Raw genomic sequence first — 26,382 nt, forward strand, 5'->3', positions numbered from 1 at the left:
CGTGCCGCTCAGCGCGGAGGACGGTAGGGCTTCTTCAGGCGCGGCTCGATGCCGGCGTCCAGGTACGGCTGCAGCCAGCCGTTGCCGGCATGCGGATGGGCGTCGATGCCGGCGAGGTAGGGCTTGATGTCGAGAATGGGCGTGCCATCGAGCAGGTCGATGCCGTGCACGTGCACGAGGCCTTCGGTCTGCCGCACCTCGCGCACGGCGACGTTGCTCAGCCCGATCTGCGAGGGACGGTTGGGCGCGCGCGTCGCGAACACACCGCGTCTGGGCCCACCGCGCGGCGGCTTGACAGTGGCGCTCCAGCCGCGGCTGCGATCGAACAGGAAGAGGATCCAGATGCGCTCGAAGCTGCCGAGATCCGCCAGTGCCTCACGGTACTCCTGCTCGATCTCCAGCGTGCCGAAGCTGTCGGGCACGGCCGAGGGCTGATGAGGCGCGTCCTCGCGCCGCGTCCAGGGCGTGCGCGCCAGGCCGACGATGCGCAGCTCAGCGATCGTTGGCAGCATCGGTGACCTTGCCGAGGTCGCTCGTGGACATCCCGGTCACCGAGAAGATCTCGGTCAGCGCGTCGATGCGCTCCTGGCGGTATCGCTCTCGGATCTCCTCGCCGGCACCGTCGGGACGCAGGTGCCGCAGCACGCGCTGGGCCGCACGCAGCGTCATCGCCGCATCGGTGAGCCGCTCGAGCTGGGCGTCCTCGAGCTGACGATCGGGCAGCTGCTCGGCAAGCTGAGCCACGACCAGATCGCGCACCTGCTGGCGCGTCAGCGTTTCGCGCCGCTCCAGGCGCTCGGCCTGGCGCTCGATGCGCTCCTTGTCGCGGCGACGCTCGTCCTTTTCGTGATCGACCGCTCGCTGCGGCTGCGGCAGGCGTTGCGAGGGCGCCTGGCGGGGCTGCCGCTCCACCGCGGCCGGCTCCGCGGCGGCACCCGCGCCGCGGCCTTCGTCCTGGTCGCGGTGCGGCTCCTGACGCCCCGAGCCGGTGGCTGCCGGCTCGAGCGGCGCGCGTTGCCGCGCATCGAGAAAACGCGCGGCGACGACATAGCCGCCGAGCAGAGCCGCCACGAACAGAAGCGCGCCGGTTCGCTGCACTCGCGCAGGCTATGAGGCGGACCTCGCGCAAGTCAACACGAGCGGTCTCGTCGGTGGGATCGGGAGCTCAGCCGCCGCATCCTGGTCTGGCCAGTCGCCTCGGGCGCCGAAATCCTCTAAGGAAGGCTTCCGTGAGCGAATCGGCTCGCAAGCGCGTCCCGCGCGACGTCCGCGAAGCAGCGATCCTGGAAGCAGCCCTCAAGGCCTTCTCCGAGGACGGCTATGCCGGCGCCAGCCTCAAGCGCATCGCCACCGATGCGGGCCTGGCATCGCCTCAGCTGCTGGCCTGGTACTTTCCCTCCAAGCGCGACCTCTACCTGCGAACGATGCTGCGCTATGCCGCGGTATTCGCCGACCTGCACGTGGGTCTGGAGGAGTGGGAGGCCGATCCGGAGCAGTACCTGCATCGCATGGCGGAGCGCTTCCTCAGCGGCTTTCGCGACCCGAGCGTGCGCATGGCGTACCGCCTCATCCTTCGTTCTCCGCACGCCAACACGAATCGGCACGTGACCGAATACCGACCCGAGAACATCTACGTGGTGCTGGAGCGTTATCTGAAGCGGCAGATGGACGCCGGCAAGCTCGTTCGGCAAAACCCGACGCTGGCCGCGGCGTCGTTCGTCTCGTTGCTATGGGGCCATGCCACGGCGCGCCTGTTCCCGATGCTGACGCCGCCGCCGCCGTCCGACGAGGAGTGGGCCCAGCACTGCGTGCAGCTGTTCCTGCGTGGCATGCTGCCGCGCTGAGGCGTCAGCTCGGCGGTCACCACCGCGCGCTCATCGCAGCGCCGGAATCACCTTCTCCGCAAACAGCCGCAGGCCGCGGTGTGCGTAGTCGCCCGGTATTCCGGCGAAACGGAAGCACGCATTGAAGATGAAGTCGCCGATCATCTCGCGCCGCTGGCGGAGCTTCTCGACGATCATCTCCGGCGTTCCCCACGCCTGCACCTGCGTGTAGTTCTCGACCACAACGTCCAGGCCGATCGCGCGCAGGATCTCGACGCTGTTGCCGTACATCTCGTAGCCGCGCGCCTTCTTGAGGTGGTCGCTCATCAGCTCGTAATGTTCGAACACGGTGAGCAGATAGCCGCCGACGTACTTGCGCGCCATCTCCTCGGCGCGCCCGGCATCGTCGTCGCAGACGATCATGTCGGCAGTCAGCACCGGGGGAATTCTCTTGCTCGGGTGCCGGGTGCGGAACAGCTCGCGATAGCGGTCGATGCCTTCGCGCGCCGTCGGCCACGGCGCCTGCGAGAAGATGGCCATGCCTGCGCCGATGCGCGCCGCCGCCTCGACCGAGTCCGGCGACATCGCGATCGCGTAGACACGATCGCGAAATCCCGCACGTGGCCGCGGCCGGATCTCGGTGCGTTCGCGCTGGTAGTAGCGGCCGTTGCATTCGAACCAGCCGGTGTCGAGCGCGTCGAGGATCGAATCGGCAGCCTCGTCGAAGCGCTCGCGCGAGGTCTCCATGTCGATGCCGAAGCCGGCGTACTCGCGCCGCGCCAGCCCTCGGCCCATGCCGAAGATGGCGCGCCCGTCGCTGAGGTGGTCGAGCACCGAGAGCTTCTCGACCACGCGAAGCGGATCGTTCCACGGAAGAATGACGGCGCCGGTGGCCAGGCGGATGCGGCGTGTGCGGCCGGCGAGATACGCGAGGTACTGGAGGTTGTCGGGGCAGGCGGCGTAGTCGCGGAAGTGATGCTCGACCACCCACACCGAATCCAGGCCGAGCTCCTCGGCGTCCAGCGCCATCGCGATCTCTTCGCGCCATAGCCCCGCGTCGTCGATGGCGCTTCCATGGTTTTGGAAGATTTGCAGAAGGCCGAACTGCATGGGTCACCTCCGGGCGTGCGCATCGGACCTATCGCCCAGGATGGGATCCGATGCACGTCGACCACGTCGCTGCGGCCTCAGTCCTGCGCGCAGACTCCCCAGGATCACCGGTGCCGAACTGATAGCTGGTGTTGCACGAGGATGCGCGGCGCAGCATCCGGAATGGCTCGGGAGGTGATGTCGACGCAGTTGCCTCGGGCTGGGACGCGCACTGCGGCGAGACGCCGTTTCCGGTCACCGAATAGGCCCCAAGCTCGGGGCCGCTGGCCAGCGTCTAGCCATAGAAACCTTCGGCGCGGATGCCGTAGAGGCCATTGCCGTGGATGCCCGAGCCGCCCAGCACACGGATATGCGACTCGACGAGCGCGCCGCCGCCGCCGTTGTCCTCGATGGTGGAGCCGATGACGGTGGCCCTGACAGCGTCGATGCCGTGCCCGTCGTTGTTCGAAATGTGGCTGTCGCGTATCCGGCAGCGTGTTGACGCGCACGCCGCCTCCTGCGTTTCCAGTGACCGACGTGCGAACGAGGGAGGCGTAAACGGCCGCGTCGATGGCGAAGCCGGCGTTGGTGCCGGTCACTCCGGTGATCGAGCTGTCGCGGATGTGCAGCCGCCGCGTCACGATGCGCCCGACGATGTCGATGCCGGTGACATCGAGCTTCGGCCCCAGGTCGTAGATTTCCCCGTCGCCGCCGCGGATCGCCAGCGGCGCCTGGATGCGCGAAGGCCGAGCGTGGGCAATGTCCTCCACTGCGACCCTCGTCGTCTGTAGGAGGTGAGTCAAGACAGGCGGATGACCGCGATCTCCGTCCAGCCACGAGCTGTACTTGCCATTGGCAGCCGGGAACGATGCGGCATGCGCCCAGCCGCTTTCCTCCTCGTCGCCTGTCTCTGTGTTTCACCGTCGATCGCCATGGGCGAGCGCCTGATCTCCACGTTCGACCCGGTATGGACCACGGCCACGTACGGCAACGGTATCGGGTTGACCGGCATCGAGCATGCAGACCTCGATGGCGACGGCCTCGAAGAGGTCGTCATCGGTTCCGCCCGGCACTCGGGCCGCAACACGATCTGGGCGGTGCAGCAGTACGATCGGCGGCGCCAACGCTACGACCTGCGCTGGCAGAGCCTCGGTGACGGCGACTTCATCAACGACGTGGCCGTTCTGCGCTTCGAGGTCACCCCATGGCGAATCTACGTCGGCCGTCCTAGCGGGACCGTGGAGATCTACGAGGGGGTCCGCCCGGTGCTCGTCGATACGGTCACGGTCGGCGACGAAGAGATCCAGCAGGTGCTCCAAGGCGATCCCGACAACAACGGCGTCGCCGACCTCGTCATCCTGACCGTGGACTCCACCTATTTGTACGATCCGTTCACGCTGGAGCGGCGCCGCCGGCTTTCCATCGGCGCTTCCTCCATGGTCATCGGCAACATGGACGACGACGCCGAGGTCGAGATCGCCTACGATACCGGGCAGGTCATCACGGAAACCCCGCTTGGCCGGCAGTTCCAGTGGCGTCGCAAGCCCTTCGGCAGCTCGATCATCGGCGCCGACATCGATGGCGACGGCCGCATCGAGATCCTTTCGCACGACGATCAGACCGTGCGGGCGTTCGATGTGGAGACCAAGTCGCAGCGATGGGCGCGCTCGGCGGGCGACCACGTCATGGCACTGCACGCCGCCGACATCAGCGGCGACGGCACGGACGAGGTCTTCCATGCCGTCTACCGGGACGACTCGCTGAGCATGCGCGACGGGGCCACCGGCACGCTGGTTCGTAAGATCGGCAGCGTCGGGTGGTGGGTGCACGGTGTCGGCGTCCTGGACGCGGACGGCGACGGCAGGCTCGAGCTCCTGGTCGGCGGCGGCTCGCCTACCGATCTCAGCGCCGCTGCGCTGCACGTATATGACGCAGCCACGGGATCACTGGAGTGGCTGAGCGTCGACGACGATCCGCCCTATTACGGCATCGCCTTGGGCGACACCGACGGAGACGGCAGAGACGAGCTTGTTACCGCCAGCGCGACCAGCAACAACCAGTACGCCGACGGCCTGGTCACCGTCTATGATCCCAAGCGCAACATCCCGCTCTGGCAGACAACGCCCACGACCTTCGGCAGGTGCGTGTGGGAAGGAATCTTTGACGTCGCACTCCACGACATCGACGGCGACGGCGCGGCCGAGATCTTCGTTGCAGGAGACTGCATCCGGGATGGAGTGCTGCACGTGCTCGACGGAAAGACCCGCACGCTGGAGAACACGTACCACTACGATGACAGCTGCGGGCTGTACACGCTCGCGTTTGGCGATCTCGACGGCGACGGAGACATCGACCTAGCCGCCGGCGCCGGCGGCCATTGTTCGCGAATCTATTCGATCGATCCGCTCACCGGCGCCGTGCAATGGCAGGTCGATGGGCCGGCGGTGGCCTGGACTGGCATGTACGACATGGCGGTGGCCAACGTCGACGCCGATCCGGCCGCCGAGATCGTGGTGTCGATCATGAACCTGTTCATCCTGGACACACACACGCGCCAGTACACGAGCATCACTCACCCGCACTACCTGCGAGCATTCGGGCTGGTGGATACGGGCTCGGGCCGCAAGAGGATTTTCGGCGGAACCGAAGGCGGAGAACTGCTCGAGATCGACACGTCGGCCGCAACGGCCACCAGCTTGGGCAAGGTGTGCGATCACGCGATGCTGTCCATCACGCAGCTTAGCCGCCGCCGCATCGCCTATAGCTGTCGCGAGACGCTCGGCACCTACGATATCGGCGCACGCGTGGAGGAGTGGGAAAGCGAGCCGCTCAACTGGCTGCTCGGATATCACGGCTCGATTCTATCATGGCGAGCCGGGGGCAGCCGCCGCCTTGCGGTCGGCGGCTACTACCGCGTCACCGTGCTCAAGGAGACGCTCGTGCCGGCCTCGGCGGTCACTCCGCCTGCATCATCACCGTAGCCGAGGGAAAGGTGCTGGCGGCGAAACGCCAGCGTCCGCCCGTGCGCCACACCGGTATGTTGTTGCCGCCGGCGGCCAATCCGGCGGAGACCTGGCTGCTCCAGGTCACGGCATGCGTGCGCATGTTGAAGGTACCGAGCGTGCGATCGCAGCCGAAAATCAGCGTGGAGGCACGCAGGTAGGCTAGGCCCGCGACGAAGCTGGTGCAGGGCTTTCCCAGCACCGAGGGGCTGCCGGTGGCTGCATTGAGCAACCATAGCCGGCCGTCATTGCTGCCGGCGACGAGCTGCGAGCGAGTGGGATCACCGGACACGGGCATGGGCGCAACTGCCCAGAAATCATTGCGCTCGGTCTGCCATCCCTCGTGCGTGCGGCCGTCGAAGACGAAGACGTGGCCGAGGGAAGCGATGATCTCCAGCGCCGGATCGGCGTCGAGATTGGCCAGCTTCAAGTCGTACGCGCCCTCCCACGATTCCGTCAGCGAGTGCGAGGTCCAGCGCACATTGCCGCTCCTGGGGTTGATGACGTAGACGAAGGTGCCGGGCGAGCCCGTGTGGACCTTGTCGCCTGCCGCTACCAGGTCCAGTCGGCCATCGGCATCGACGTCGCCGACGGCGATGACGTTGAAGGAAGAGCCGTCATCGTAGCTGTGCCACTCGGTCATCTTGCGCTTCTTGCCGTCGATGACGAAGAACGCGCCCGCGTAGCCCTCGTCGCCCGAGACGATGATTTCCTCGGCGCCGTCCTTGTTCAGATCCGCGAGCACGAGGTCGCGCAGGCCCGTCGACATGTGCGGCATCGAATCGGGACCGGTCTGCCAGCGGAAGCGGTAGTTGGCGGCGTCGTAAACGCTGACGATGCCGGTTCCATAGCTGCTTTCGCTCAGGAAGCTGGCCGACACGTACTCCTTGCGCCCGTCACCGTCGACGTCGCCCACGGCCAGGCCGAAGAAGCCGGGATCACGCTGCACCGTCACGTACTCCAGCGCCAGCGTAGCGAGGTCGAGAACGCGAATGTGCTTGCCCGAGGAGATGTTCACGCCGGCACTGAAGACGAACTCGAGGCGGCCGTCGCCGTCGGCGTCGTAGACGACCGTGTCACCGACGCCGGGCTCCTCGTACTCGATCGTATCCAACGGTCGGCCGTCGTCGCCGGCCAGAATGTGGATCCTGGTTCTCTGCGCCTCGGCCCACACGACCTCGCCGACGCCGTCGCCGGTCATGTCGTGGATGGACAGGGCGCTGATGTCCAGATCGGTGCGGCGGTGCCATTTCACGCTTCGCGTCTTGGCATCGAACGCGCGCAGGTTGTGCCACTGCTCGGCCGCGACGATTTCGGCTCTCCCGTTGCCGTCGAGATCGCCGACCGCGAAGTATGCTCCGAACGCTTGGGTGTAATCCCAGTCCAGCGTGAATGCGGCACCGTCCTGGCTGACGACGTAGCCGGAGTCGTAGGCGATCTCGACGCCCGGGGAGCCGTCGACATCGGCGATGCCGAAGGCGCTGCCGCCGACGGGAATGGTGCGGCGCAGAAGCAGGGTCGAAGGGTCGTACAGGTAGGTGGCGGTCGCCGTCAGCGCGACCAGGTCGAGGCTGCCGTCGTTGTCCGCGTCGGCGGAAGCGGTCTGCCATACCGCATCATCGCCGACCTTGATGCGGCGGAATGAGGCGAGGTCGCCGCTCGGCCGCACTTCAATTTCTCCGTTGCCGAGGGAAAGATAGATATGGGGCGCGCGGTCACCGAAACGCAGCACCGCGAGATTCAGGATGTACTCCGGGTAGAACGGGCTCTGCCAGTGCAGGTCGTAGCGTTGGGCGCGGCGGTCGTAGTACTGGACCGACCAGAACTCGTTGGCAGGCGCGCCATATCCGTTGTCTCCGAATACGAGTTCCTCCAGTCCGTCGCCGTTCAGATCGGCGTGCTGCATGCCGCTGCGTCCAGCGCCCTCGCCGTAAGGCGCTTCCACGAAGCGGGGAACGAAACGCATGGCAGCGCCCGAGGCGGCAGCGGGATCCAGCGCGGACGCCGCAATCAACGTGCTCGCGGCCCAGAGCGCGAACAGGCGGGACGGAATCAGGGGGACGGATCTCATGGAGAACTCGTGCGGCGCGACAGGTGATGTCAGCCGTGCGGCGATGTGGCAAGTGCGGGTCATGGGCATGCGACACCGCCCGCCCGGCTGTTGCTCCACCCCGCACCGGCGCTAAAACCGCCCCATGGAATGCTCCATCAAGTTAACCGGCGGCAGCGTCATCGACGGTACCGGCAGCGCAGCGTTTCGAGCCGACGTCGCCGTCACCGGCGGCGAGATCGTGGCCGTGGGCGATCTGGCCGGGCTGCAGGCTCAGCAGATCATCGATTGCAGCGGCCGCATCGTCACGCCCGGCTTCATCGACATCCACAGCCATTCCGATTTCCTGGTCCCGGGAGCCGAGCACGGCAAGCTGCTCGAGCCGTTCGTGCGCCAGGGAATGACCACGCTGGTGGGCGGAAACTGCGGCTTCAGTCCCGGCCCCATCACCGACCGCACGCGCGCGACCATCACCGAGGCCAGCCTGCTCATCGGCGATGAGCCGATCGATCTGCGATGGGAGACGCTCGGGCAGTTCCTGGATGCGCTCGAGCAGGGCGGCGTGGCAATCAACGTCGCGCAACTCGTCGGCCATGGCGCCGTGCGCGCCGCGGTCACGGGTCATCTCAACCCCGCCGCGCCCAGTACCGACGAGCTTTCGCAGATGGAGCGGCTGACCAGGCAGGCGCTGGATGACGGCTGCGTCGGTGTCAGCTCGGGTCTCGGCTATCCGCCCGGCATCTTCGCCAGCGAGGAAGAGCTGGCTGCGTATGCGCAGTGGGCGCGGGAGGCCGGCAAGATCTTCACCTCGCACCTGCGCGCCTACAGCTGGTCGAGCCCTGTCTACCACACCGATCCGACCGCAACGCCGCACAACATCCAGGCCATCGAGGAGATCCTGCGGGTGGCGGAACGGGCCAAGGCGCGGCTGCAGATCAGCCATCTCATCTTCGTCGGCCGCGGCAGCTGGGGAACGGCCGAGCGAGCCATCGGCATCATCGACGAGGCGCGCGCACGCGGGCTCGACGTGGCGTTCGACGCGTTCCCGTACACCGCCGGCAACACGACGGCGAGCGTGATCTTCCCGCCCGATCTGCTGCCGTTCCTCGAGAACGTGCTGTCGAGCCCCGAGCAGATGGAAGGGCTGGTGGCCGTGGGTGAGGCCGTGTTCGCGCAGATCGGCTTCCACCTCGAGGACATCCAGATCATGAACGCCAACGCCGAGGCGTTCGAGAAGTACAACGGCTGGTTCTGCGGCGATGCCGCGCGCGATGCCGGCATGAGCGTGTGGGAGTTCTACGCGCGCATGGTGCTGGCCAGCCACCGCAACGCGCGCGTCCTGATCCACAAGTACAGCGGGGACGCCGCCGACGAGAGCGCACTGGAGGCGGTGCTGCGCCATCCGCTGTGCACGATCGAGACCGACACGTTCGTGACTGCGTGCGGGCATCAGAACCCGGCCAGCTACGGGACGTTCCCGCGCGTGCTGCATACGTACGTGAAGCGCGGGCTGTTCCCGCTCGAGGAGGCGGTGCGGAAGATGACGGGCGCGCCCGCCGAGCGCCTCGGCTGGAGCGATCGCGGCTACGTGCGCAAGCGATGCGCCGCCGACCTCGTCGTGATCGATCCGCGCACGCTCGAGGACACGGCGACGTTCGAGAAGCCGTCGCAGTTCCCGCGCGGCATCGAGCGCGTGTTCATCAACGGGCGCTGCGTCGTCGACGGCGATCGCTATGACGCCGGTGCGAAGGCGGGGGCGGTGATCCGGCGGTAGCTGCGCCGATGCCGCGGCGGAGCGGCATGGCTCGACAGAGTCAGGGCCTCGAGAGCAGCCGAAGGACCGTCTCGGTGGGGAAGGAGTCGCAGGCGCATTCGCGTGAATGAACCCCGGACCTGCGGCGTCGCCTTTCCATCTCGTCCGTCAGGAGGCCCGAGTGCCCTCACGTGTCGCTCGATCCGAATCCTCGACCGCTTCTCGCCGCGGCGTGACTGCAGCGTCGCGTCGGCTTCAGCCGGCGCGGCAGGCGTGGTGGCTGCTTTGCGACTCGAATGATGTCTGCACCATCTGCGGCCACGCCTTCGCCTGCGGCACCGAGTCGCGCTGCAGCTCCTGCGACGGGCCGATCTGCACCGTCTGCGTGACCGTCGAGCTGCACTGCGGAGGCTGCGCGTGAGCCGCGGTTCGGACACGCCTTCGCGGACGAGCGCGCGGCAGGGATGCAGGGGAGGCTCCCGATGAGCGCGCGCTCCATCTGGAAGGGCAAGCTCCACATCGGACGTCAGGCGCTGCCCGTCAAGCTGTACTCGGCCGTCACCGACCACACGGTCCATTTCCACCTGCTCGACAAGCGCACGCGCACCCGCGTCAAGCAGCACATGGTGCACCCGGAAACCGGCGACGAAGTCCCGAACGAGGAGATCCAGAAAGGCTTCGAGGTCGAACCTGGCGTTTTCGTGGTGCTGCGCGAAGAGGAGCTTGCCCGGCTCGAGCCCGAGGCGGCGCGCGACATCGAAGTGGTTCGTTTCGTGCCAGTCGGCGCCATCGATCCGCAGTGGTACGAGCGACCGTACTTCCTCGGCCCCGACGGCGACGCTGCCGGCTATTTCGCTCTGGCCGAGGCGCTGGCGAGGCAGAAGAAGGAAGGCGTGGCGAAGTGGGTGATGCGCAAGAAGCAGTACTTCGGCGCGCTGCGTGCGCAGGACGGCTATCTTGCGCTGGTCACGCTGCGCAACGCCGAGGAAGTTCTGCTTCCGCAGGAGCTGCCCGAGCCGCAAGGCCGCGGCGCCAGCAAGACCGAGCTCAGAATGGCCGAGGAGCTCATCTCCGTGCTCGAAGGCGAGTTCAATGCCGAAGAGTTTCGTGACGAGTATCGCGACCGCGTCGTCGAGTTCCTGGAGGCGCGCGCCAGGGGCAAACGTCCGAAGCTCGTGCGGATGAAGCCGCGTCGCGCGGCCAAGGATCTCGAGTCCGATCTCGCGCGCAGCATCGAAGCGATGAAGCGTGGCAAGGAGCGGGAAGTTGCCTAGACAGAGGAAGAAGAAGGAAGCCGAAGGCGAAACGAGCGCGCGGCCGTTCTGGTCCGGCACGATCACGTTCGGTTTGGTCAGCATTCCGGTCGACCTGTACCCGGCCAACCGCACCAGCCGCGTCTCGATGCGCATGCTCAGCCCGGACGGGCAGCCGCTGCAGCGCCGCTACTACTCCGAGAAGACCGGCCGCGACCTCTCCGACGAGGACATCGTGCGCGGCTACGAGCACAAGAAGGGCAAGTACGTCATCGTCAGCGATGAGGAGCTCGAGCGACTGGCGCCCGAGAAGACGCGCGACATCGACCTGAAGCGGTTCGTTCCGTTGAAGGACATCCCGCCTCTGCACTTCGAGCGCGGCTACTACCTGGCGCCTTCGGGCGGCTCCTCCAAGGCCTACCGGTTGCTGGCCGAGAGCATGGAGGCTTCCGGGCGCGCCGGCATCGCGACCTTCGTCATGCGCGGCAAGGAATATCTGGTGGCGATCCTGGCCGAAAACGGCATCCTTCGGGCCCAGACGATGCGCTTCGCCGACGAGATCCGAAGCCCCGAACAGCTCGGCCTGCCCGACAAGCCCAAGCTCGCCGCGGCCAAGGTCAAGGCGTTCGAGCAGGCGATCAGGCGTGCGACAAAGCGCGATCTTCCCGCCAGCCTGCTCGAGGACGAATACGCCGAGCGCGTGCAGAAGCTGGCTGCGAAGAAGAAATCGCAGGGAAAGGACGTCGTCGAGATCGAGGAAGCCGAGGGCGCCACCGCCGAGGTCATCGACCTCATGTCCGTGCTGCAGAAGAGCCTGAAGTCCGGCGGATCCACCGGTGGCAAGAAAAAGAGAGCAGCTTGAGATCGAGGGACGCCGCCTCGCCGTATCCAACCTCGACAAGGTGCTCTACCCCGGCGGCCGCTTCCGCAAGGGACAGGTCATTGATTTCTACATCCGCGCCGCCGATTTCCTGCTGCCGCATCTGAAAGATCGCCCCGTCACCCTCAAGCGCTTTCCCGACGGTGTTAGCGGCGAGCACTTCTACGAGAAGGACGCGCCGAGCTTCACGCCGGAGTGGGTGCGCACGTTTCCGGTTCCTCGCCGCGGCGGCGGCCCTCCCATCCGCTACATCGTCATCGACGACCTGGCCACGCTCGTATGGTCGGCGGATCTGGCCAATCTGGAGATCCATCCGTTCCTGCACCGCACGCAGGACATCCAGCGACCGACCCACGCGGTCTTCGACCTCGACCCTGGCGAGGGCGCCGACGTGTTGACGTGCGCGCGCGTGGCCCTGCAGCTTCGCGACATGCTCGGCGACCTCGGCCTGCAATCGCTGGCGAAGGTTTCCGGCTCCAAGGGAATCCAGGTCTACGTGCCGCTCAACAGCGAGGTTGCCTACGACGTCGTGCAACCGTTTGCCAAGGCGATTGCGCAGCTCATGCACGCGCGCAGCCCGGACCTGGTGGTCGCGGACATGTCCAAGGCGCTGCGTACCGGCAAGGTCCTCATCGATTGGAGCCAGAACAGCGACTACAAGACCACCGTCGGCGTCTACTCGCTGCGGGCCAAGAACGTCGTGCCCTTCGTGTCCTTGCCGATGACGTGGGAGGAACTGGCGGCGGCGCTCGGTGCCGGCGATCGCGACCGCCTCTACTTCACGCCCGAAAAGGCACTGCGTCGCATGAACGACGTCGGCGACCTCTTCGAGCCGGTGCTGACGATGCGCCAGGAACTGCCCGCCGAGGTGAGGAAGGCCGTTCACGCGCGCCGCACGCGACGCGGCCGCGGCAGCGCGGGCACCGAGCGACAGCTCGCCGCCTACAACGCCAAGCGCGATTTCCGCAAGACCCCGGAGCCTTCGGGCGCCGAGCCGCGCAGCAGCCGTCAGGGCAGCCGGCGGCGCTTCGTCGTGCAGAAGCATGCGGCGAGCCATCTCCACTACGACTTCCGTCTGCAGATGCACGGTGTGCTCAAGTCGTGGTCGGTGCCGAAGGGGCCGCCGTACAAGAGAGACGAGACGCGGCTGGCCATCGCCACCGAAGATCATCCGCTCGACTACATCGACTTCGAGGGCATCATTCCCAAAGGACAGTACGGCGGCGGCACGGTGATGGTTTGGGACACCGGCACCTACGCACTCATCGAAGGAAACTACTACAAGGGCTTCCTCCACATCCATCTGGACGGTAGGAAGCTGCGCGGCGAATGGATCCTGCGCTCGGACGGCGACGGCAGGCATTGGCACCTGATGCGCAGCGGCCGCTCGATGAAGGCGCTCACTCCCGCGCAGGACGATGCGTCGGCTGTGACGGGAAGGTCGATGCAGGAGATCGCCGACGCTGCCGATGCCACGTGGCAGAGCAACCGCGGCGGCGAGCAGGCGCCGGCTGGTGTCACCGAGCGGCGGCCGGCGCGTGCCACGCAGCGTGCGGCACGCGCCACCAGGCAGCGCGCGGCACCTGCCACCGAGCCGGACCTCTCCGGGCTTCCCAAGGCGCGCGTCGCTTTTGTCGAGCCGATGCTGGCAAGGCTGACCGCTCGCCTGCCCGCCGGCGCCAACTGGGCCTATGAAATCAAGCTCGACGGCTATCGTGCCCTCGGCTTGCGCACGGCCAGGGCTTCGCGTCTGCTGTCACGGCGCGGCCGTTCCCTGGAGGATCGCTTCGGCTCCATCGTCGCCGCGCTCGATGCATTGCCGGAAGCAACGATCGTCGACGGCGAGGTCGTGGTGCTCGACGAGCAGGGACATCCCTCGTTCGCTGCCTTGCAGAACGTCGGCAACACCGGCGCGCCGCTGCATTACTATCTTTTCGACCTCCTCGCGTATCGAGGCCGCGATCTGCGCGGGCTGCCGTACTCGCAGCGACGGGAGATCCTGGAAGCGGCGGTCATGCCGCGCGTTGCCGACCCGGTCCGTCTGTCGTTGTCGTTTCTTGCCGATGCGCAGCAGGTGCTGGCGATGGCACGCAAGGAAGGCCTGGAAGGGATCATCGCCAAGCGCACCGACAGCCTCTACGAGCCCGGCGAGCGCTCGGGCGCGTGGCTCAAGCACAAGACGAATCAGGGACAGGAGATGGTCATCGGGGGCTACATGCCGGGAGCCAACGGCTTCGATGCCCTGCTGGTCGGATACTACGACGGCGACCGGCTGATGTTCGCCGCCAAGATCCGCAACGGCTTCGTTCCGGCCTTGCGCAGGAAGATCGCACAGCGCTTCGCGGCCCTGACCATCGCCGACTGTCCGTTCGCCAATCTTCCCGAACCGGCCAATGCCCGCCGCGGGGAGGCGCTGACGGCCGAGGTCATGAAGAAGTGCCGCTGGCTCGAGCCGGTGCTGGTGGCGCGAATCGATTTCACCGAGTGGACGCGCGCCAATCACCTGCGGCACGCGCGCTTCGTGGCTCTGCGCGACGACAAGGAGGCACGCGAGGTCGTTCAGGAGAAGGTGGCCTGAGCCGCCGCCGTCGCTACTCCTTGCGCTGGATCAGCTCGACCGGATACCCGGTGGGGTCCTTGACGAATGCGATGACCGTGCTGCCGTGCTTCATCGGTCCCGGCTCTCGAGTGATGGGAACGCCGGCTGCGCGCAGGGTCTCGCAGACGCCGTAGATGTCGTCCACGCCGAGGGCGATGTGGCCGTAGGCAGTTCCGATCTCGTAGTCGCGGCCGTCCCAGTTGTAGGTCAACTCGATCTCGTGCTCCGTGCCGGGGTAGCCCACGAATGCGAGCGTGAACTCTCCGCCGGGGTAGTCGGTACGCCGGTGGAGCTGCATGCCGAGCTTGTTGCAGTAGAAGTCGAGCGAGGCCTCCAGGTCTTTCACCCGCAGCATCGTGTGGAGGATCTTCATCGTTCACCTCGCAGCGTCGAGGCCGCTGCCGCCATCACCGGCTCGCAGGAGCGAGCGATCATTTCAGAGCCCGCAGCTCGAAGCGCCGCACATCAGAACTCGTAGGTGGAAACGCCGACGCGCCGGTGGTCGGGATCGCGCACGTAGACCGTGTGCTCGGTCTCGCCGTCGAAGCATCCGCGCGCCAGCGCAGCTTCGCGCACCGCCGCCTTGCGTGCGGCATCCACGCGAAACGCCACCAGATCCATCGTGCCGTCCGGCAGCGTCGGCTCCTTGGCCTGACGACTCTCGATCATCAGCACGGCGTCGCCGCCGAGGCCCAGCCACAGCGAGCGCGGGGCCAGATCACGAATCAACGGCAGGCCGAGCATCTCGGCGTAGAACGCGGCCAGCGAATGGATGTCGCCGGTTCGAAGCGCGACGTGATGCACGGCCGGCGGCAAGCTCACGAACGGCTCATACAGGAAGCGGCTGGCAAGGTCTCGCGCTGCGGCTGTCGCTAGCGAGCGCGACGCCGGAAGCTCGAATGCACCGGCGAAGCGCACTATGATCTGCCGATGCTGACCGGCCTCGAGGTTCTCCTGCAGAACCCACGCCGCCACCTCGAGGGCGGGCGCGTGGGCTTCCTCGCCAACCCCACCAGCGTCGACGCCTCGCTGCGGTCGGGCCTCGATCTTCTCCACTCCCATCCCGAAGTGAACCTGAGGCTGCTGTTCGGGCCCGAGCACGGCATCCGCGGCACCGCTCAGGACATGGTCGGCGTCCACGAGGGACGCGACGCCGCCACCGGCCTCCCCGAAGTCAGCTTGTACGGGGCCTCGTTCGCGTCGCTGTCGCCGACGCCGGAGCACCTCGCGCAGATCGACGTGCTCGTCTACGACATCCAGGACGTCGGCGCGCGCTACTACACCTATGCCGCCACGCTTGCGCTGTGCATGCGCGCGGCGGCCAGGGCAGGCGTCAAGGTGCTCGTGCTGGATCGGCCCAACCCGATCGGCGGCATTCAGGTCGAAGGCGGAGGCCTGGACGTCGGCCTCGAGAACTTCTGCGCGCTCTATCCGGTCCCGCAGCGGCACGCGATGACCGTGGGCGAGCTGGCACGCCTCTACAACGTCAGCTTCGACATCGGCTGCGAGCTCGAAGTCGTGCCGTGCCAGGGATGGCGTCGAGGCGAGTACTTCGACGAGACGGGGCTGCCCTGGGTGATGCCCTCGCCGAACATGCCCACGCTGGAGACGGCGATCGTCTACCCGGGCATGTGCCTGCTCGAGGGCACCAACGTATCCGAAGGCCGAGGCACCACACGTCCCTTCGAGCTGTTCGGTGCGCCATTCGTCGACGGCCGTGCGCTGGCCGCCGAGCTTGCCGCCTGCGATCTGCCGGGAGTGACGATGCGACCATGCAGCATCGAGCCGATGTTCCAGAAGCATGCGCGCAGGATGTGCGGCGCGGTCCAGCTGCACGTGCGCGACCGGCGCAGCTTCGACAGCTACCGCACCGGCCTCGCCGTGCTGGTCGCGCTGCGCCGCCTGTATCCGGAAGACTTCGCCTGGCGCACCGAGATGTACGAGTTCCGTGACGACGTGCCCGCCATCGACCTCCTCACCGGCAAGCCCGCGGTGCGCGAGGCGATTGATGCCGGGTGCGACCTCGATGCCGTGGCAACCATTGCCGCCGGCGGCATCGACGTCTATGAGCGCGGCCGGGACGCTGCGCTGATCTATGACTGAGAGCGCGCGGCCGCCGTGCTGCGCTGCCTGCGACCGAGCACGCTGCTGCCGTGTCGCGCCCGCCACGGTGGGACACGCGGCCGCGGAACCAGGTGGCGGATGCGCTGCCGTACGACGCAGCGATCCGCTCAGCGTTCGCAGTCGCCTTCGCTTTCGACCTTGACCTCGCCGCTCTCGAGGTCCTTCTCGTACTTCTGCTTGCAGCCCTTGTCCTCGTATTCCTGCTTGATCTTCTCGGCGTCCGCTTCGTACTTGGTCTTGACGCCCTGATCGTCCTCGTACTCCTGCTTGTACTTGCCGTCCTTGGTCTCGATCTTGTTCTTGGTCTCGGCGTCGACCGCCGGCGGCAAACCCAGCGTCGTGGTCATGGCCGCAACGGCCAGCCACGCGGCGATTCCCTTGCTCATTCTCATAGAGCCTCCGTCTTTCTCCTCACGATAGGTTCCTCCGCTGAGGCCTCGGCCGCCTTCGGGGAGGCATGCGGGTTCGACCGCCGGCATCGGCATTTCATTCGCCGGGCACCGCATTCACCCCGGCGTGGCGGCGCCAGCGGCCCATCGCGACCCACGATCGTCCGATAGAGGACGACGCGGTCGCGGAACCTACCGGTCTCCCGCCCCAGCGACGCTGTCCAGGATCTGCTGCGCCGCGCGCAGGCCCGTCTCGAGGGCGCCGTGCACGGTGCCGCGATAGCCCGCGGTGTCCGTCGCCTCGCCAGCAAAGAACAGCGTTGCGTCCACCGGCGCCGCGAGCGTGGCGGCAGCCTTCGGCGCGCCGGCCGGCACCCAGGAATAGGCGCCGCGCGACCACGGATCCCGAAGCCAGTTCACCGCGGCTGCATCGCGTACGTGTGCGGCGATGACGTCAGCCGGTACGCTCAGCGCGCGAGCCAGCGTCTCGATGCCCGCTGCCACGACGGCGCGATCATCCAGCTGCGACAACCTTTCGGCTGCGGCACCGCCCGACCATCCCACCAGCACCGGCGTCCGCTTCGTGCCGATCTTCCACCACGTCGGGACCGGGGCGTCCGGCGTCTGAAGGAACGTCATCGTGGAGAGCTTTGCTGCAACGGTCTCGCTCAGGTTGGGGATGCGCTCGAGCGGCCCGTGCAGGAGAAGGAACAGCTTGACCACGTTGCCCATGGCGAGCGCACGTGCCGCCGCCGTCTTGTCGGGCAGGGGCGGTTCGAAGGCGATCGCGCCGTGCGCGTCACCGTCGAGCTGCAAAATGGTCAGCGGAACCGTCACCAGCACGCGGTCTGCGTCGACGATCGCGCTGCCGGCGCCGTCGCGCGCACGGATGCGTACGCGTCCCCGGCGCCATCGGATCTCCTGCACCACGGTGCTGGTCAGAATCCGAGCGTTGCGCTGCTGCAGCGAGCGCGCCAGGTGCCGCACGAGCGCATCGTAGCCTTCGGCGATGGACGCGTCGGTCGGCGACGCAATGCCCTCGGCCGCGCGCTCCTCGAGCGAGATCGCGCGGGCGCTGACGCGCTCGAAGTCAGCGGCCATGTAGCCCTCGACGTAACGGCACATGGTATCGACGGCGCGCTCCGGCAGAGCACCGCTGGCCGCGAGGGCACGCGCGCGCTCGGCCATGGGCACGTCGGGAGCGTCCGGATCGGCGAGCACGGCGAACACCGCCTGCCATGCCTGCGGGTCCGTAACGTCGCGGCCGTCCTGCAGCACCAGCGGGTCGAAGCGGCGTGGCTCCAAGTGAAGCCCGGCCTCCTCGATCAGCCGCACGAGCTCGCGGTGGCGCCCATGGACGAACTCCGCACCGAGCTCGATGGCGCAGGGGCCGAAGTCATGACGCGTGTCGATGCGGCCGCCGAGGCGGGAACGCGCCTCGAGCACCGTCACTGCCAATCCCTGACCGGCCAGTCGCTGCGCGGCTGTCAGGCCCGCCACGCCGGCGCCCACGATGGCCACCGTTGGCGCTGCCGTCACGGGCATTCTCGAAGCGCGGGTGCAGGTGCCGCTGCCGTCATGGCGTCGTCGTAGCGCCGTTGACGGCGTTGCGCGAGCGGCGCGAACCTCTGCCGGACACGCGGACCTTTCGGTTGGCGACCGGCTTCGGGCTAGGATGCGGCCGTGCGCTGGCTCGCTCGCCTCCTCGTGTTCCTGCTGGTGATCGCCTTCGGGCCTCCATTGTCGGCGCGCCTGCTCGGCTACGACCGCGACGAGAGCATGCTGCCGCCGCGCGGTCGCGAAGTGCGCATCGGCGAGAATCTCTTCCTCAACGTGCTCGACACCGGCAGCGGTCCTCCGATCGTTCTCGTGCACGGGCTGCCCTCGAGCGCGTACGACTGGGCCGGGCTTCCGATGAAGCTGGCGGCGCTCGGCCACCGCGTGCTCGTCTACGACCGCGTCGGCTACGGGTATTCCACCCGCGCCCCGGACGCGCCCGATCGCTACACCTACCAATCCAATGCCAACGATCTCGTGCGGCTGCTCGACGTGCTCGGCATTCCACGCGCCACTCTGGTGGGCTGGTCGTATGGCGGCGCGGTCGTGGAGATGGTTGCGCAGACCTGGCCCGACCGCGTCACGCATCTGATCCTGGTGGCGGCAGTGGGCCCGAAGCAGCCGCAGCGCGAACAGGATCTCCTCGAGCGAATTTCCGAATCGCCGCTGGCCGTTCCGCTGTTCCGCTGGGTCGGCTCGGTTCCGCCTCTCTCACGCGCCGTCGTCGCCGAGCAGGTCGCGGAGGCCTTCTCTCCGCAGCGCCCGCCCATCGGCTGGGCCGACTACACGCGCACGATGATGTCGCTGCCGGGCACGCTCGAGTCGTTCGTGCTCGAAGACCGTCGCAGCGCACCGGCCATGCTGGAGCCGGAGAAGATCACGGCGCCGACGCTGGTCATCCATGGCCGCGGCGACAAGCTGGTGCCGCTCGAGGTCGGTCAGGACCTCGAGACGCGCATTCCCGATGCGCGTCTGTTCATTCTGGAGGATGGCGGGCACATGCTGCCGGTCACTCACCCCGATCTGCTGGCCAAGGAGATCCACCAGCACTCGCTCCGCGAGCGTGCGCGTCCCGAGGAGCCGGCTCGGCGCTGATACGCGCCGCCGGCAAACCGCGCGGGAGTTCTGAACCGCGCTGCCGATGCAGGCGAGCTTCAGCGCGTCGAGGATGCGCCGCGGCGCTGAGACGCGCTGCGCAGGATGACCAGGCGGCCGCTTCTTCCGTCGCGCCGGCAATGCTGGCATCGCCAGCGCCGCATGGGCCGCACCGCCGCGCGCGCCTTCCGACACACCGGGCAGCGATGGATGTAGAGCGGCTTGCCGCTGCGTCCCTGCGGGTGCTCGGCGCTTCGAACGGCGACGGGGATTCGCACGCGCGGCTCGTAGCCGGCCATGCGCATCATCTCCTGCCATTCCACGCCGTGCGGCTTGCAGCGCGGACCGTACAACTCGTAGACGGCGGCGTGTGCCGCCTCGTGGCACAGGATTTCGGTGAGAAGATGCGACTGGTTGCTGAGCAACGACGGCGTCAGACGAATCAGGCGCTCGCGCTGATAGCAGCGACCGAAGGATCGACGCAGGCGCGGCGAAAACTCCACGCGCAGCCGATCGGACAACGACGGCGTCTCCCACACACGCAGCCATCGCGCCAGCAGGCGCTGTTGGCGTGCGGGGATCTCGAGAGCGTTCTGCGAGGCTTTCACGGGCGCGGAAGCTAGCACGGGACCGAGCCGGCCGCTCGCCGCGCCTGTCGCCGCCGAGGCGGCGCGCCGCTTGCTTTCCCGGCCATCGTATTCATCTCCCGCCCCGCGACCATTTGCCTTTCCCGAAACGATTCACCCGCGACTTCCACTTCCGCCCTGCCCCCGTCTCAACACGAGACAATGATTTTTTCGGCCGTCGATTGCGGCCAGCGCGCAGTATGGCGGCGCGCTGGCGGTACGCCAGAAGAAATCTTCACGTGCCGGGATTTCGCGAGAGGCCGGGCGACGAGTCGGCCTCGCCATTGCCACGAGCGAAGAGGAAGGGCGGAAGAAGAGAAGGTTGTCGGCGGCAGTAGCGGAGTTTCACGCGACTGCGAGGCACTGCTCCGCTGCGCCCGCCTCTCGACGTCGCGCCGTTGCGCAGCGCCCGAGATCCTACGCCCGCTGGGAGCCGGGCCGTAGCCGGGCCGGCGCCGCGGCCGTACCTGGCCACGGCGCCGAAGCTTTGGCCGGCCGCTGCGATTTCGCCGGCGAGCGAACCGAAACCCATCGATGTCGGGGAAGTGCCGGTCGCCGCCTCCCCACCGCGTGCTCCTCGCCAACCCCGCATGGGGCGGCGACCGGTTCAGCAAGAGAACACCAATCCACACGACAACGCAGCACCATCCTTTCCGTCTTGTGCGTTGATCTCGCCGACCGCGGCCGCAGGCCCGCCACCACTGCAAAAGAGCGGGCGATTTCCGCTTCCCGCAAGTTGGCGGGAGTGGTACAGAGGCGGTCGTTCTACACTTCAGGGGAGGGGTTATGACCAGACTTTCGAGTCGCTACGCGCTCATGGGCGCGGGCGTGGTTTTTTGTTTGATGCCGGCTGGATCGGCGTTCGCGCAGGCGCAGTCCAGCGAGCAGCAGAAGTGCATCAATGCCATCTACAAGGCCGGCGCCAAGATCATCGGCGCCGTCGGCAAGAATTTCACCACCTGCGTCAGCGACGCCACCGACGCCAGCCTTCCCGGCGGCCAGACGACCGACGACTGCCTGGCGGCCGACAACGGGCTCGGCATCGGCAAGGCGCAGACCGGTCTGATCACGGCTTCGACCAAGTCGTGCTCGGCCGTTCCGACCATCGGTCCCAACGACGCGGCCGTGGCAGCCGATGCGTTCGCCGATGATCCGATGCGCGCCGGCGATCTGTTCGGCCTTCCCGTCGACGACGCCATCGTACCGTCGTCCCTGGATTCGGCCGGCGCCTATTGCCAGGAGGGCGTCGTTGCCAGCCTCGGCAAGCTGATGAAGGCGATGACGAAGGAGTTCGACAGCTGCGTCTCCAGTGGCCTGCGCGCGGGCACGATCGACTCGCCGACCGATGTCGGCGCGTGCGTCGGCGTGGATGCCAGCGGCAAGGTTCTGCGCGCCGTGCAGAAGACGCAGCTCAACATCGACAAGCGCTGTCCCGGTCTCATGGTCGCCGACTATTTCCCCGGCGCGTGCGCGGCCGAGCCGCTCTCGAACCTGGCCGCCTGCAGCGCCGATCTTCTCGACTGCGGCATCTGCCTGACGATGCTGGCTGCCGGCGGCGTCACGGCCGACTGCGACGCGCTCGACAATGGTCAAGACGACAACTCGTGCGGGCCCGACTGGCCGGCGACTCCCGAGGAGTATGTCGCAGGTCCGACCGCGTACATCAGCGACGTTCAGGTACCGACGATCGTCAACGACGAGCCGACCTGCTGCCGAGACTTCGGCACCATCTCGCGCGATTTCATCGAAGACGGCACCGACAAGCGCGACAACGCGCTGGCCCGGCTTGCCGACAGCCTCAGCGGCATCGGCTTCGATCTGGAAGCACTCTTGAACGAGGCCATCCAGGATGGCAGCGTCTCGCTGCTGCTCGACCATCCGGGCCTGGACACGATGAGCCTGCCCGAGGACGAGCTGGCGCTGACGGCGCTGACCAGCGAGTGGACCAACGGCACCGACTACTCGACCGCGTCGGCCGGCACCGGCCAGTTCCTGATCGAGCGCGGATCCTTCGTGCCCGGAAAGGGCGAGCCGCTGAGCGTGTTCTATCCCTCGATGTTCGACGAGGGAGTCGATGGCCTGCAGGCCGGACCGTCGACGCTGAACTTCCCGATTCCGTTCGGCATCGTGCTTCTCGACCTGCCGATTGCCAGCGTGAACATCACCGGCGACTCCACCGTGCTGCCGGCTGGCATCCAGTACGACAACGGCGCCGTCAGCGGCTATCTGCTCGTGGACTCGTTCTACACCGCGTTGAACCAGCTGCTCGACTCGCCGCTTTGCGACTGCCTCGGCCACACGCAGTCGCTGTACTACCAGGACGAGGAAGGTGCGTGGACCAGCCAGGGGCGCTGCGTCTCGATGGCGGCCGACAAGTGCCCGGAAGAAACCGAGAGCATCTGCGTCACCCTTGGCGGCGACGGCGGTCTGAGCAGCCCACCGCAGGTCTGCACCCTGCTTCCCGTCGTCATCGAGGGTGCAGCCGACATCGACCTGAACAACAACCCGAGCTACTACGAGGGCTTCTCGGCCGGGTTCAACTTCAGCGCAGTTCCGGCAACGGTCGTGGGCGTGACGCCGTAGGCATCCGCCGCTCACTCACCGAAGCAAGACACGCGGCGGCCGCCCTTGGGCCGCCGCGTTTTTCATTGCAGAAGCCCCGCCTCCGTTCTTGCCACGCCTTCCTCGACGGCCGCTCTCCGGCGGCTCGGTCTCCTCGGGGACTCACGTCGAAACCTGGCCGCCGATCGCCTTCGCCGCTGGCTTCGAAAGCCGCTCGCGAAGCGCCGCGATCAGGCGCGGCGCGTCCCCGACGGACGCCGCCGAGCCGAAGACGTGGAAGTCCGGCCGCACCAGCACCACCCCCGCGCCATTGGCCGCAAACCAGCGCTCGTAGCGGCCGTCGACGTCGTCGATCGCACCGCCGCGCGCGACGTGCGCGCAGATTCCGCCCAGCGCTTCGAAACAGGCCGCGCTTTCTGCGTCGAGATGCCGCGCCGGGTCGTCCTGCGTGCTGACGAGCGTGAAGCCGCGTCCGATCACGTCGTCGAAGAGTCCGCTCGCCTCGTGCCGGCGAACCGGGGCCTGCAGGAAGAGCTCGCCGGCGAGCGCGTCGTCCTCCATGCCGACTCCGGGCCCGATGGCGGGTGAGGGCATCGGAGGTGTCAGGTCGCCGCTCGCGGCCGCGGCCGTCATGACTTCGTCGCGTGCTGCCGCCTGCGCGCGGTCGGCGACGCAGATGATCTTGCCGAGCTCGATCGACAGGTCGATGACCTGACGCACCTGCGGAACGCGCTCGCTCTGGTACGTGTCCAGGAGATCGTCGCAGGCGCGGTCGGACAGCACGAGGCTCAGCTTCCACGCCAGGTTGGCCGCGTCGCGCATGCCCGAGCACATCCCTTGTCCGGCAAAGGGCGGCATCTGGTGGGCCGCGTCGCCGGCGAGCAACAGGCGTCCGTTGCGCCAGCGGTCCACCCAGCGTGCCTGGAAGCGATAGACCGCGTGGCGCTCGAGCGTGGCGTTGGACGGCCGGACGTCCCATGGCTCGAGCAGGCGCCAGGCCGTCTCTTCGCAGTTCAGCTCTTCGATGTCCTCGCCGGGAAGCTTCATGAACTCCCACCGCCGGCGGCCGGGGCCCGCCGAGATCACCGTCGTCGGCCGCGCCGGATCGCAGATCTGCGCGTTGATGGGATGCCAGACGCGCTGCTCGTGCGGAATGACGTCGACGATGAGCCAGTCGAAGAAGAAGCCGAGGTCGGTCGTGGACGTATCGAGTGTGCTACGGACGAAGCTGTTGGCGCCGTCGCAGCCGACGACGTAGCGAGCGCGGACCGTGCGCCGACCGCCATCGAGGCGGGCAAGGTCGACGTCGACGTCGTGGCCGTTCTGCCGCAGCGCCACCACTTCGCACGCGCGCTCGACGCGAACGCTGCGCAGCCGGCGCACCTGACGGTCGAGCGCGTCCTCGAGCGCCGGCTGCGAGAACATGTTGGCTTCGGGCCATCCGCTCAGCCCGTCGCCGGCGGTGCCGATGCGCAGCAGCGTCTGCCCGGAGGCGTTCGTCCACTCGTAGATGTCGGCGGGCTCCGTCAGGCGGGGCAGATCGGCGCCCAGGCCGCATGCCTGCAGGATGCGCGCGACCTCGTGATCGAAATGCGCAGCGCGCGGCAGGGGATAGGGCAACGGCTGCTTCTCGAAAACGCCCACGCGCCAGCCGTGCTGGCCCAGAAGGATCGACAGCACCTGGCCGACGGGGCCGTAGCCGACGATGGCGACGTCGTAGGTCTCATCCATGGAAGGGTACCTCCGGGCCGGACTGCAGCGGTTGTCCCAAAAAATGAGAGTTTCGTCAAATCTTGACGAACTTCTCATTTCTCGATACACCCGTGGCCATGCCCGCCACGGGAAACCGCCGCGGTCGCGCCGCCGGGTCGCGGCAGAACAACGACGACGGCCGTGCCGATGCCGCGCGCGCCGACAGCGGCCGCGCCGATGCCGGCCGCGCGGGCGCTGTTCGCGCGGCCGGGAAGTCGGGGTCGACCGCGCGCACGGCGAAGACGGGCGATGCGCCAGCGCTCAGCGGCACCCGCTCTCGAACGCGCGCCCATCTGCTGGAGGCGGCCACGCGCGTCTTCGCTCGCAAGAGCGTCGGCGAGGCCGCCATCAGCGAAATCGCTGCCGAGGCCGGCGTGGCCAACGGGACCTTCTACAACTACTTCCGGACCCGCGAGGAAGTGCTCGAGGCCGTCAGCGTGCGCCTGGCCGAGCGCCTGCACGACGACATCACCGCGGATTCGGTCGGCGTAACCGATCCCGCCGAGCGCGTCGCGGTCGGTGCACGACGCTTCATCCTGCAGGCGCGGCGCGATCCGCAGTGGGGTGCCGCCCTGCTGCGAGTCTGGAGCACCAGCGGGCGCATCGCGCCGCAGGCGGCCGAGCCGGTGCTCGCCGACGTGCGCGCGGCCAGGCGCGCCGGCCGCTTCTCGTTCCGCTCCGAAACCGCCGCACTCGACGTGCTGCAGGGTGCGGTGATTGCCGGTATTCGCAGCGTCGTCGACGGCCACGCGGGCGAAGCGCACGCCTCCGATGTCGCCGCGCTGATTCTCCGCGCGCTCGGAGTCGGCGCGGGCGAGGCCGAAGAGATCGCACGGCGCCCGCTGCCCGACGCGGACGCCGCTGCGGCGCCGGCGGCCGGCGCGCTCGCCCCTGCCGCCGCCAACCGAGGCGGCGCCAGCCGTCGCCGTTCCTCGAAAACGAAAGGAGCCCCATGAAGATCGCCAGCTACCACCGCGGCGGCGCGCTGCGTGCGGCCGCCGTCGTCGACGGCGCTCTCGTCGACCTGCAGGACGCCGACCCTGCGCTGCCGTCCACCGTCCTGGCGTTGCTCGAGGCCGGTGCAGACGCTCTTGCCGCCGCCTCCAAGGCGGCGCTGCGCGCGCGCGAGCGCATTGACCTTGCCACGGTTCGCCTGGCGGCGCCGGTGCCGCGCCCGCCCAAGCTGCTCGCGATCGGGCTGAACTACCGCGATCACGCCGAGGAGTCCGGGCAGCCGATCCCGGAGGTCCCGGTCGTGTTCAACAAGCAGTCCACCTGCGTGACCGGCCCGTACGACGACGTCCACCTTCCGCGCATCAGCCCGATGCTCGACTACGAGGGCGAGCTCGGCGTGGTCATCGGCCGCCGCTGCCGGCACGTTCCGCGCGAGAAGGCACGTTCGGTGACCGCCGGCTTCGTCGTCGTCGACGACGTCACGGTGCGCGACTGGCAGCTTCGCACGCCGACGTGGACGATGGGCAAATCGTTCGACACGCACGGTCCGATGGGCCCGTTCCTCGTCACCGCCGACGAGCTCGATCCCGCCGACCTCGCCATCGCCACGTTCGTCAATGGCGAGCTGCGCCAGAGCTCGCGCACCTCCCAGCTCATCTTCGATTGCGACGCGCTGATCGAGCACCTCAGCACCGCCTTCACGCTCGAGCCCGGCGACGTCATCTCCACCGGCACGCCGGCGGGCGTCGGCATGGCGAGGAATCCTCCACGGATGCTGGCCGCCGGCGATGTGGTGGCGGTGGAGATCGAGGGAATCGGACGCATCGAGAACCGCGTCGTGGCCGAGCCGGCCCAGACGACGCTCTACTGACGG

23 protein-coding genes are annotated in these 26,382 nt (G+C 67.8%); 13 read left to right on the forward strand and 10 right to left on the reverse strand.

Going from position 1 to position 26,382, the window contains the following annotated elements:
• Positions 1-8 precede the first annotated feature (8 nt).
• Positions 9-512, reverse strand: a complete 504-nt coding sequence (gene tsaA / locus VEC57_11910) for a tRNA (N6-threonylcarbamoyladenosine(37)-N6)-methyltransferase TrmO (GenBank protein ID HYB99825.1) — start codon at positions 510-512, stop codon at positions 9-11.
• On the reverse strand, positions 493-1,098 hold the full coding sequence (locus VEC57_11915) for a hypothetical protein (GenBank protein HYB99826.1): 606 nt from the start codon (positions 1,096-1,098) through the stop codon (positions 493-495). Before VEC57_11915 ends, tsaA begins: the two co-directional genes overlap by 20 nt.
• A 131-nt stretch (positions 1,099-1,229) precedes the next feature.
• Here VEC57_11915 and VEC57_11920 point away from each other — a divergent pair, with 131 nt between their 5' ends.
• Positions 1,230-1,844, forward strand: a complete 615-nt coding sequence (locus VEC57_11920; protein HYB99827.1) for a TetR/AcrR family transcriptional regulator — start codon at positions 1,230-1,232, stop codon at positions 1,842-1,844.
• A 30-nt stretch (positions 1,845-1,874) separates the two neighbouring features.
• Here VEC57_11920 and VEC57_11925 read toward each other — a convergent pair whose 3' ends face one another.
• Positions 1,875-2,933 (reverse strand): LLM class flavin-dependent oxidoreductase, encoded by a 1,059-nt coding sequence (locus VEC57_11925; GenBank protein HYB99828.1) that lies wholly within the window; start codon positions 2,931-2,933, stop codon positions 1,875-1,877.
• A gap of 401 nt (positions 2,934-3,334) precedes the next feature.
• Between VEC57_11925 and VEC57_11930 the strand changes: the two genes are divergently transcribed.
• Both VEC57_11930 and VEC57_11935 read left to right on the forward strand, forming a co-directional pair.
• Positions 3,335-3,703: a hypothetical protein gene (locus VEC57_11930; protein ID HYB99829.1), complete on the forward strand. Its 369-nt coding sequence runs from the start codon at positions 3,335-3,337 to the stop codon at positions 3,701-3,703.
• An 84-nt stretch (positions 3,704-3,787) separates the two neighbouring features.
• Positions 3,788-5,893: a VCBS repeat-containing protein gene (locus VEC57_11935; protein ID HYB99830.1), complete on the forward strand. Its 2,106-nt coding sequence runs from the start codon at positions 3,788-3,790 to the stop codon at positions 5,891-5,893.
• Here the strand turns inward: VEC57_11935 and VEC57_11940 are convergent.
• Positions 5,868-7,985: a VCBS repeat-containing protein gene (locus VEC57_11940; protein ID HYB99831.1), complete on the reverse strand. Its 2,118-nt coding sequence runs from the start codon at positions 7,983-7,985 to the stop codon at positions 5,868-5,870. The two genes, VEC57_11935 and VEC57_11940, sit on opposite strands and share 26 nt — an antisense overlap.
• A 124-nt stretch (positions 7,986-8,109) precedes the next feature.
• Between VEC57_11940 and VEC57_11945 the strand changes: the two genes are divergently transcribed.
• The 5 genes from VEC57_11945 (at position 8,110) to ligD (ending at position 14,428) form a co-directional block, all read left to right on the forward strand.
• Complete coding sequence (locus VEC57_11945; protein HYB99832.1) at positions 8,110-9,738, forward strand: amidohydrolase family protein; 1,629 nt, start codon at positions 8,110-8,112, stop codon at positions 9,736-9,738.
• A gap of 211 nt (positions 9,739-9,949) precedes the next feature.
• Positions 9,950-10,138: a hypothetical protein gene (locus VEC57_11950; protein HYB99833.1), complete on the forward strand. Its 189-nt coding sequence runs from the start codon at positions 9,950-9,952 to the stop codon at positions 10,136-10,138.
• Positions 10,139-10,199: 61 nt separating this feature from the next.
• Entirely contained in the window at positions 10,200-10,991 is a 792-nt protein-coding gene (locus VEC57_11955; GenBank protein ID HYB99834.1) for a Ku protein, read from the forward strand.
• A complete protein-coding gene (locus VEC57_11960; protein HYB99835.1) occupies positions 10,984-11,832 on the forward strand; it encodes a Ku protein in 849 nt (282 codons plus the stop codon). The genes VEC57_11955 and VEC57_11960 overlap by 8 nt, the downstream gene beginning before the upstream one ends.
• Positions 11,807-14,428, forward strand: coding sequence for a non-homologous end-joining DNA ligase (ligD, locus tag VEC57_11965; protein ID HYB99836.1), 2,622 nt, complete (start codon positions 11,807-11,809; stop codon positions 14,426-14,428). The genes VEC57_11960 and ligD overlap by 26 nt, the downstream gene beginning before the upstream one ends.
• Positions 14,429-14,441: 13 nt before the next feature.
• Here the strand turns inward: ligD and gloA are convergent, their stop codons facing one another.
• Complete coding sequence (gene gloA, locus VEC57_11970; protein HYB99837.1) at positions 14,442-14,822, reverse strand: lactoylglutathione lyase; 381 nt, start codon at positions 14,820-14,822, stop codon at positions 14,442-14,444.
• 92 nt (positions 14,823-14,914) lie between these two features.
• Positions 14,915-15,271, reverse strand: a complete 357-nt coding sequence (locus VEC57_11975) for a VOC family protein (protein HYB99838.1) — start codon at positions 15,269-15,271, stop codon at positions 14,915-14,917.
• 108 nt (positions 15,272-15,379) lie between these two features.
• Here VEC57_11975 and VEC57_11980 point away from each other — a divergent pair, with 108 nt between their 5' ends.
• Positions 15,380-16,552 carry a DUF1343 domain-containing protein gene (locus VEC57_11980; protein HYB99839.1) on the forward strand — a complete coding sequence of 391 codons (1,173 nt, stop codon included), beginning with the start codon at positions 15,380-15,382 and terminating at the stop codon, positions 16,550-16,552.
• Between the two features lie 128 nt (positions 16,553-16,680).
• On the opposite strand, the gene VEC57_11985 is transcribed toward VEC57_11980, so the two are convergent.
• Both VEC57_11985 and VEC57_11990 read right to left on the reverse strand, forming a co-directional pair.
• Positions 16,681-16,959 (reverse strand): hypothetical protein, encoded by a 279-nt coding sequence (locus tag VEC57_11985; protein HYB99840.1) that lies wholly within the window; start codon positions 16,957-16,959, stop codon positions 16,681-16,683.
• A gap of 195 nt (positions 16,960-17,154) precedes the next feature.
• Positions 17,155-18,501 carry an NAD(P)/FAD-dependent oxidoreductase gene (locus tag VEC57_11990; protein HYB99841.1) on the reverse strand — a complete coding sequence of 449 codons (1,347 nt, stop codon included), beginning with the start codon at positions 18,499-18,501 and terminating at the stop codon, positions 17,155-17,157.
• Between the two features lie 144 nt (positions 18,502-18,645).
• Here VEC57_11990 and VEC57_11995 point away from each other — a divergent pair, with 144 nt between their 5' ends.
• A complete protein-coding gene (locus VEC57_11995; GenBank protein HYB99842.1) occupies positions 18,646-19,614 on the forward strand; it encodes an alpha/beta hydrolase in 969 nt (322 codons plus the stop codon).
• 59 nt (positions 19,615-19,673) lie between these two features.
• Here the strand turns inward: VEC57_11995 and VEC57_12000 are convergent, their stop codons facing one another.
• Positions 19,674-20,222, reverse strand: a complete 549-nt coding sequence (locus tag VEC57_12000) for a SprT family zinc-dependent metalloprotease (GenBank protein ID HYB99843.1) — start codon at positions 20,220-20,222, stop codon at positions 19,674-19,676.
• A gap of 804 nt (positions 20,223-21,026) precedes the next feature.
• On the opposite strand from VEC57_12000, the gene VEC57_12005 reads away from it, so the two are divergent.
• On the forward strand, positions 21,027-22,823 hold the full coding sequence (locus VEC57_12005; protein ID HYB99844.1) for a hypothetical protein: 1,797 nt from the start codon (positions 21,027-21,029) through the stop codon (positions 22,821-22,823).
• 141 nt (positions 22,824-22,964) lie between these two features.
• On the opposite strand, the gene VEC57_12010 is transcribed toward VEC57_12005, so the two are convergent.
• The gene (locus tag VEC57_12010) at positions 22,965-24,533 is read right to left on the reverse strand and encodes a bifunctional 3-(3-hydroxy-phenyl)propionate/3-hydroxycinnamic acid hydroxylase (protein HYB99845.1); all 1,569 of its coding nucleotides are present in this window, start codon (positions 24,531-24,533) and stop codon (positions 22,965-22,967) included.
• Positions 24,534-24,631: 98 nt separating this feature from the next.
• On the opposite strand from VEC57_12010, the gene VEC57_12015 reads away from it, so the two are divergent.
• Positions 24,632-25,510 carry a TetR/AcrR family transcriptional regulator gene (locus tag VEC57_12015; protein ID HYB99846.1) on the forward strand — a complete coding sequence of 293 codons (879 nt, stop codon included), beginning with the start codon at positions 24,632-24,634 and terminating at the stop codon, positions 25,508-25,510.
• Positions 25,507-26,379 carry a fumarylacetoacetate hydrolase family protein gene (locus tag VEC57_12020; GenBank protein ID HYB99847.1) on the forward strand — a complete coding sequence of 291 codons (873 nt, stop codon included), beginning with the start codon at positions 25,507-25,509 and terminating at the stop codon, positions 26,377-26,379. The genes VEC57_12015 and VEC57_12020 overlap by 4 nt, the downstream gene beginning before the upstream one ends.
• Positions 26,380-26,382: the final 3 nt, after the last annotated feature.

The organism is Candidatus Limnocylindrales bacterium (genome assembly GCA_035626395.1).
Lineage (GTDB): Bacteria > Desulfobacterota > Binatia > UBA1149 > CAITLU01 > DASPNH01.

What these genes read in the sequence shown, in the direction of transcription:
- VEC57_11945 (HYB99832.1), top strand. Translation starts at nt 8,110, where the DNA reads ATGGAATGCTCCATCAAGTTAACCGGCGGCAGCGTCATCGACGGTACC.
- VEC57_11955 (HYB99834.1), top strand. Translation starts at nt 10,200, where the DNA reads ATGAGCGCGCGCTCCATCTGGAAGGGCAAGCTCCACATCGGACGTCAG.
- tsaA (HYB99825.1), bottom strand. Translation starts at nt 512, where the DNA reads ATGCTGCCAACGATCGCTGAGCTGCGCATCGTCGGCCTGGCGCGCACG.
- VEC57_11930 (HYB99829.1), top strand. Translation starts at nt 3,335, where the DNA reads ATGACGGTGGCCCTGACAGCGTCGATGCCGTGCCCGTCGTTGTTCGAA.
- VEC57_11980 (HYB99839.1), top strand. Translation starts at nt 15,380, where the DNA reads ATGCTGACCGGCCTCGAGGTTCTCCTGCAGAACCCACGCCGCCACCTC.
- VEC57_11925 (HYB99828.1), bottom strand. Translation starts at nt 2,933, where the DNA reads ATGCAGTTCGGCCTTCTGCAAATCTTCCAAAACCATGGAAGCGCCATC.
- VEC57_12020 (HYB99847.1), top strand. Translation starts at nt 25,507, where the DNA reads ATGAAGATCGCCAGCTACCACCGCGGCGGCGCGCTGCGTGCGGCCGCC.
- VEC57_12005 (HYB99844.1), top strand. Translation starts at nt 21,027, where the DNA reads ATGACCAGACTTTCGAGTCGCTACGCGCTCATGGGCGCGGGCGTGGTT.
- gloA (HYB99837.1), bottom strand. Translation starts at nt 14,822, where the DNA reads ATGAAGATCCTCCACACGATGCTGCGGGTGAAAGACCTGGAGGCCTCG.
- VEC57_11985 (HYB99840.1), bottom strand. Translation starts at nt 16,959, where the DNA reads ATGAGCAAGGGAATCGCCGCGTGGCTGGCCGTTGCGGCCATGACCACG.
- VEC57_12010 (HYB99845.1), bottom strand. Translation starts at nt 24,533, where the DNA reads ATGGATGAGACCTACGACGTCGCCATCGTCGGCTACGGCCCCGTCGGC.
- VEC57_11935 (HYB99830.1), top strand. Translation starts at nt 3,788, where the DNA reads ATGCGCCCAGCCGCTTTCCTCCTCGTCGCCTGTCTCTGTGTTTCACCG.
- VEC57_12015 (HYB99846.1), top strand. Translation starts at nt 24,632, where the DNA reads ATGCCCGCCACGGGAAACCGCCGCGGTCGCGCCGCCGGGTCGCGGCAG.
- VEC57_11940 (HYB99831.1), bottom strand. Translation starts at nt 7,985, where the DNA reads ATGAGATCCGTCCCCCTGATTCCGTCCCGCCTGTTCGCGCTCTGGGCC.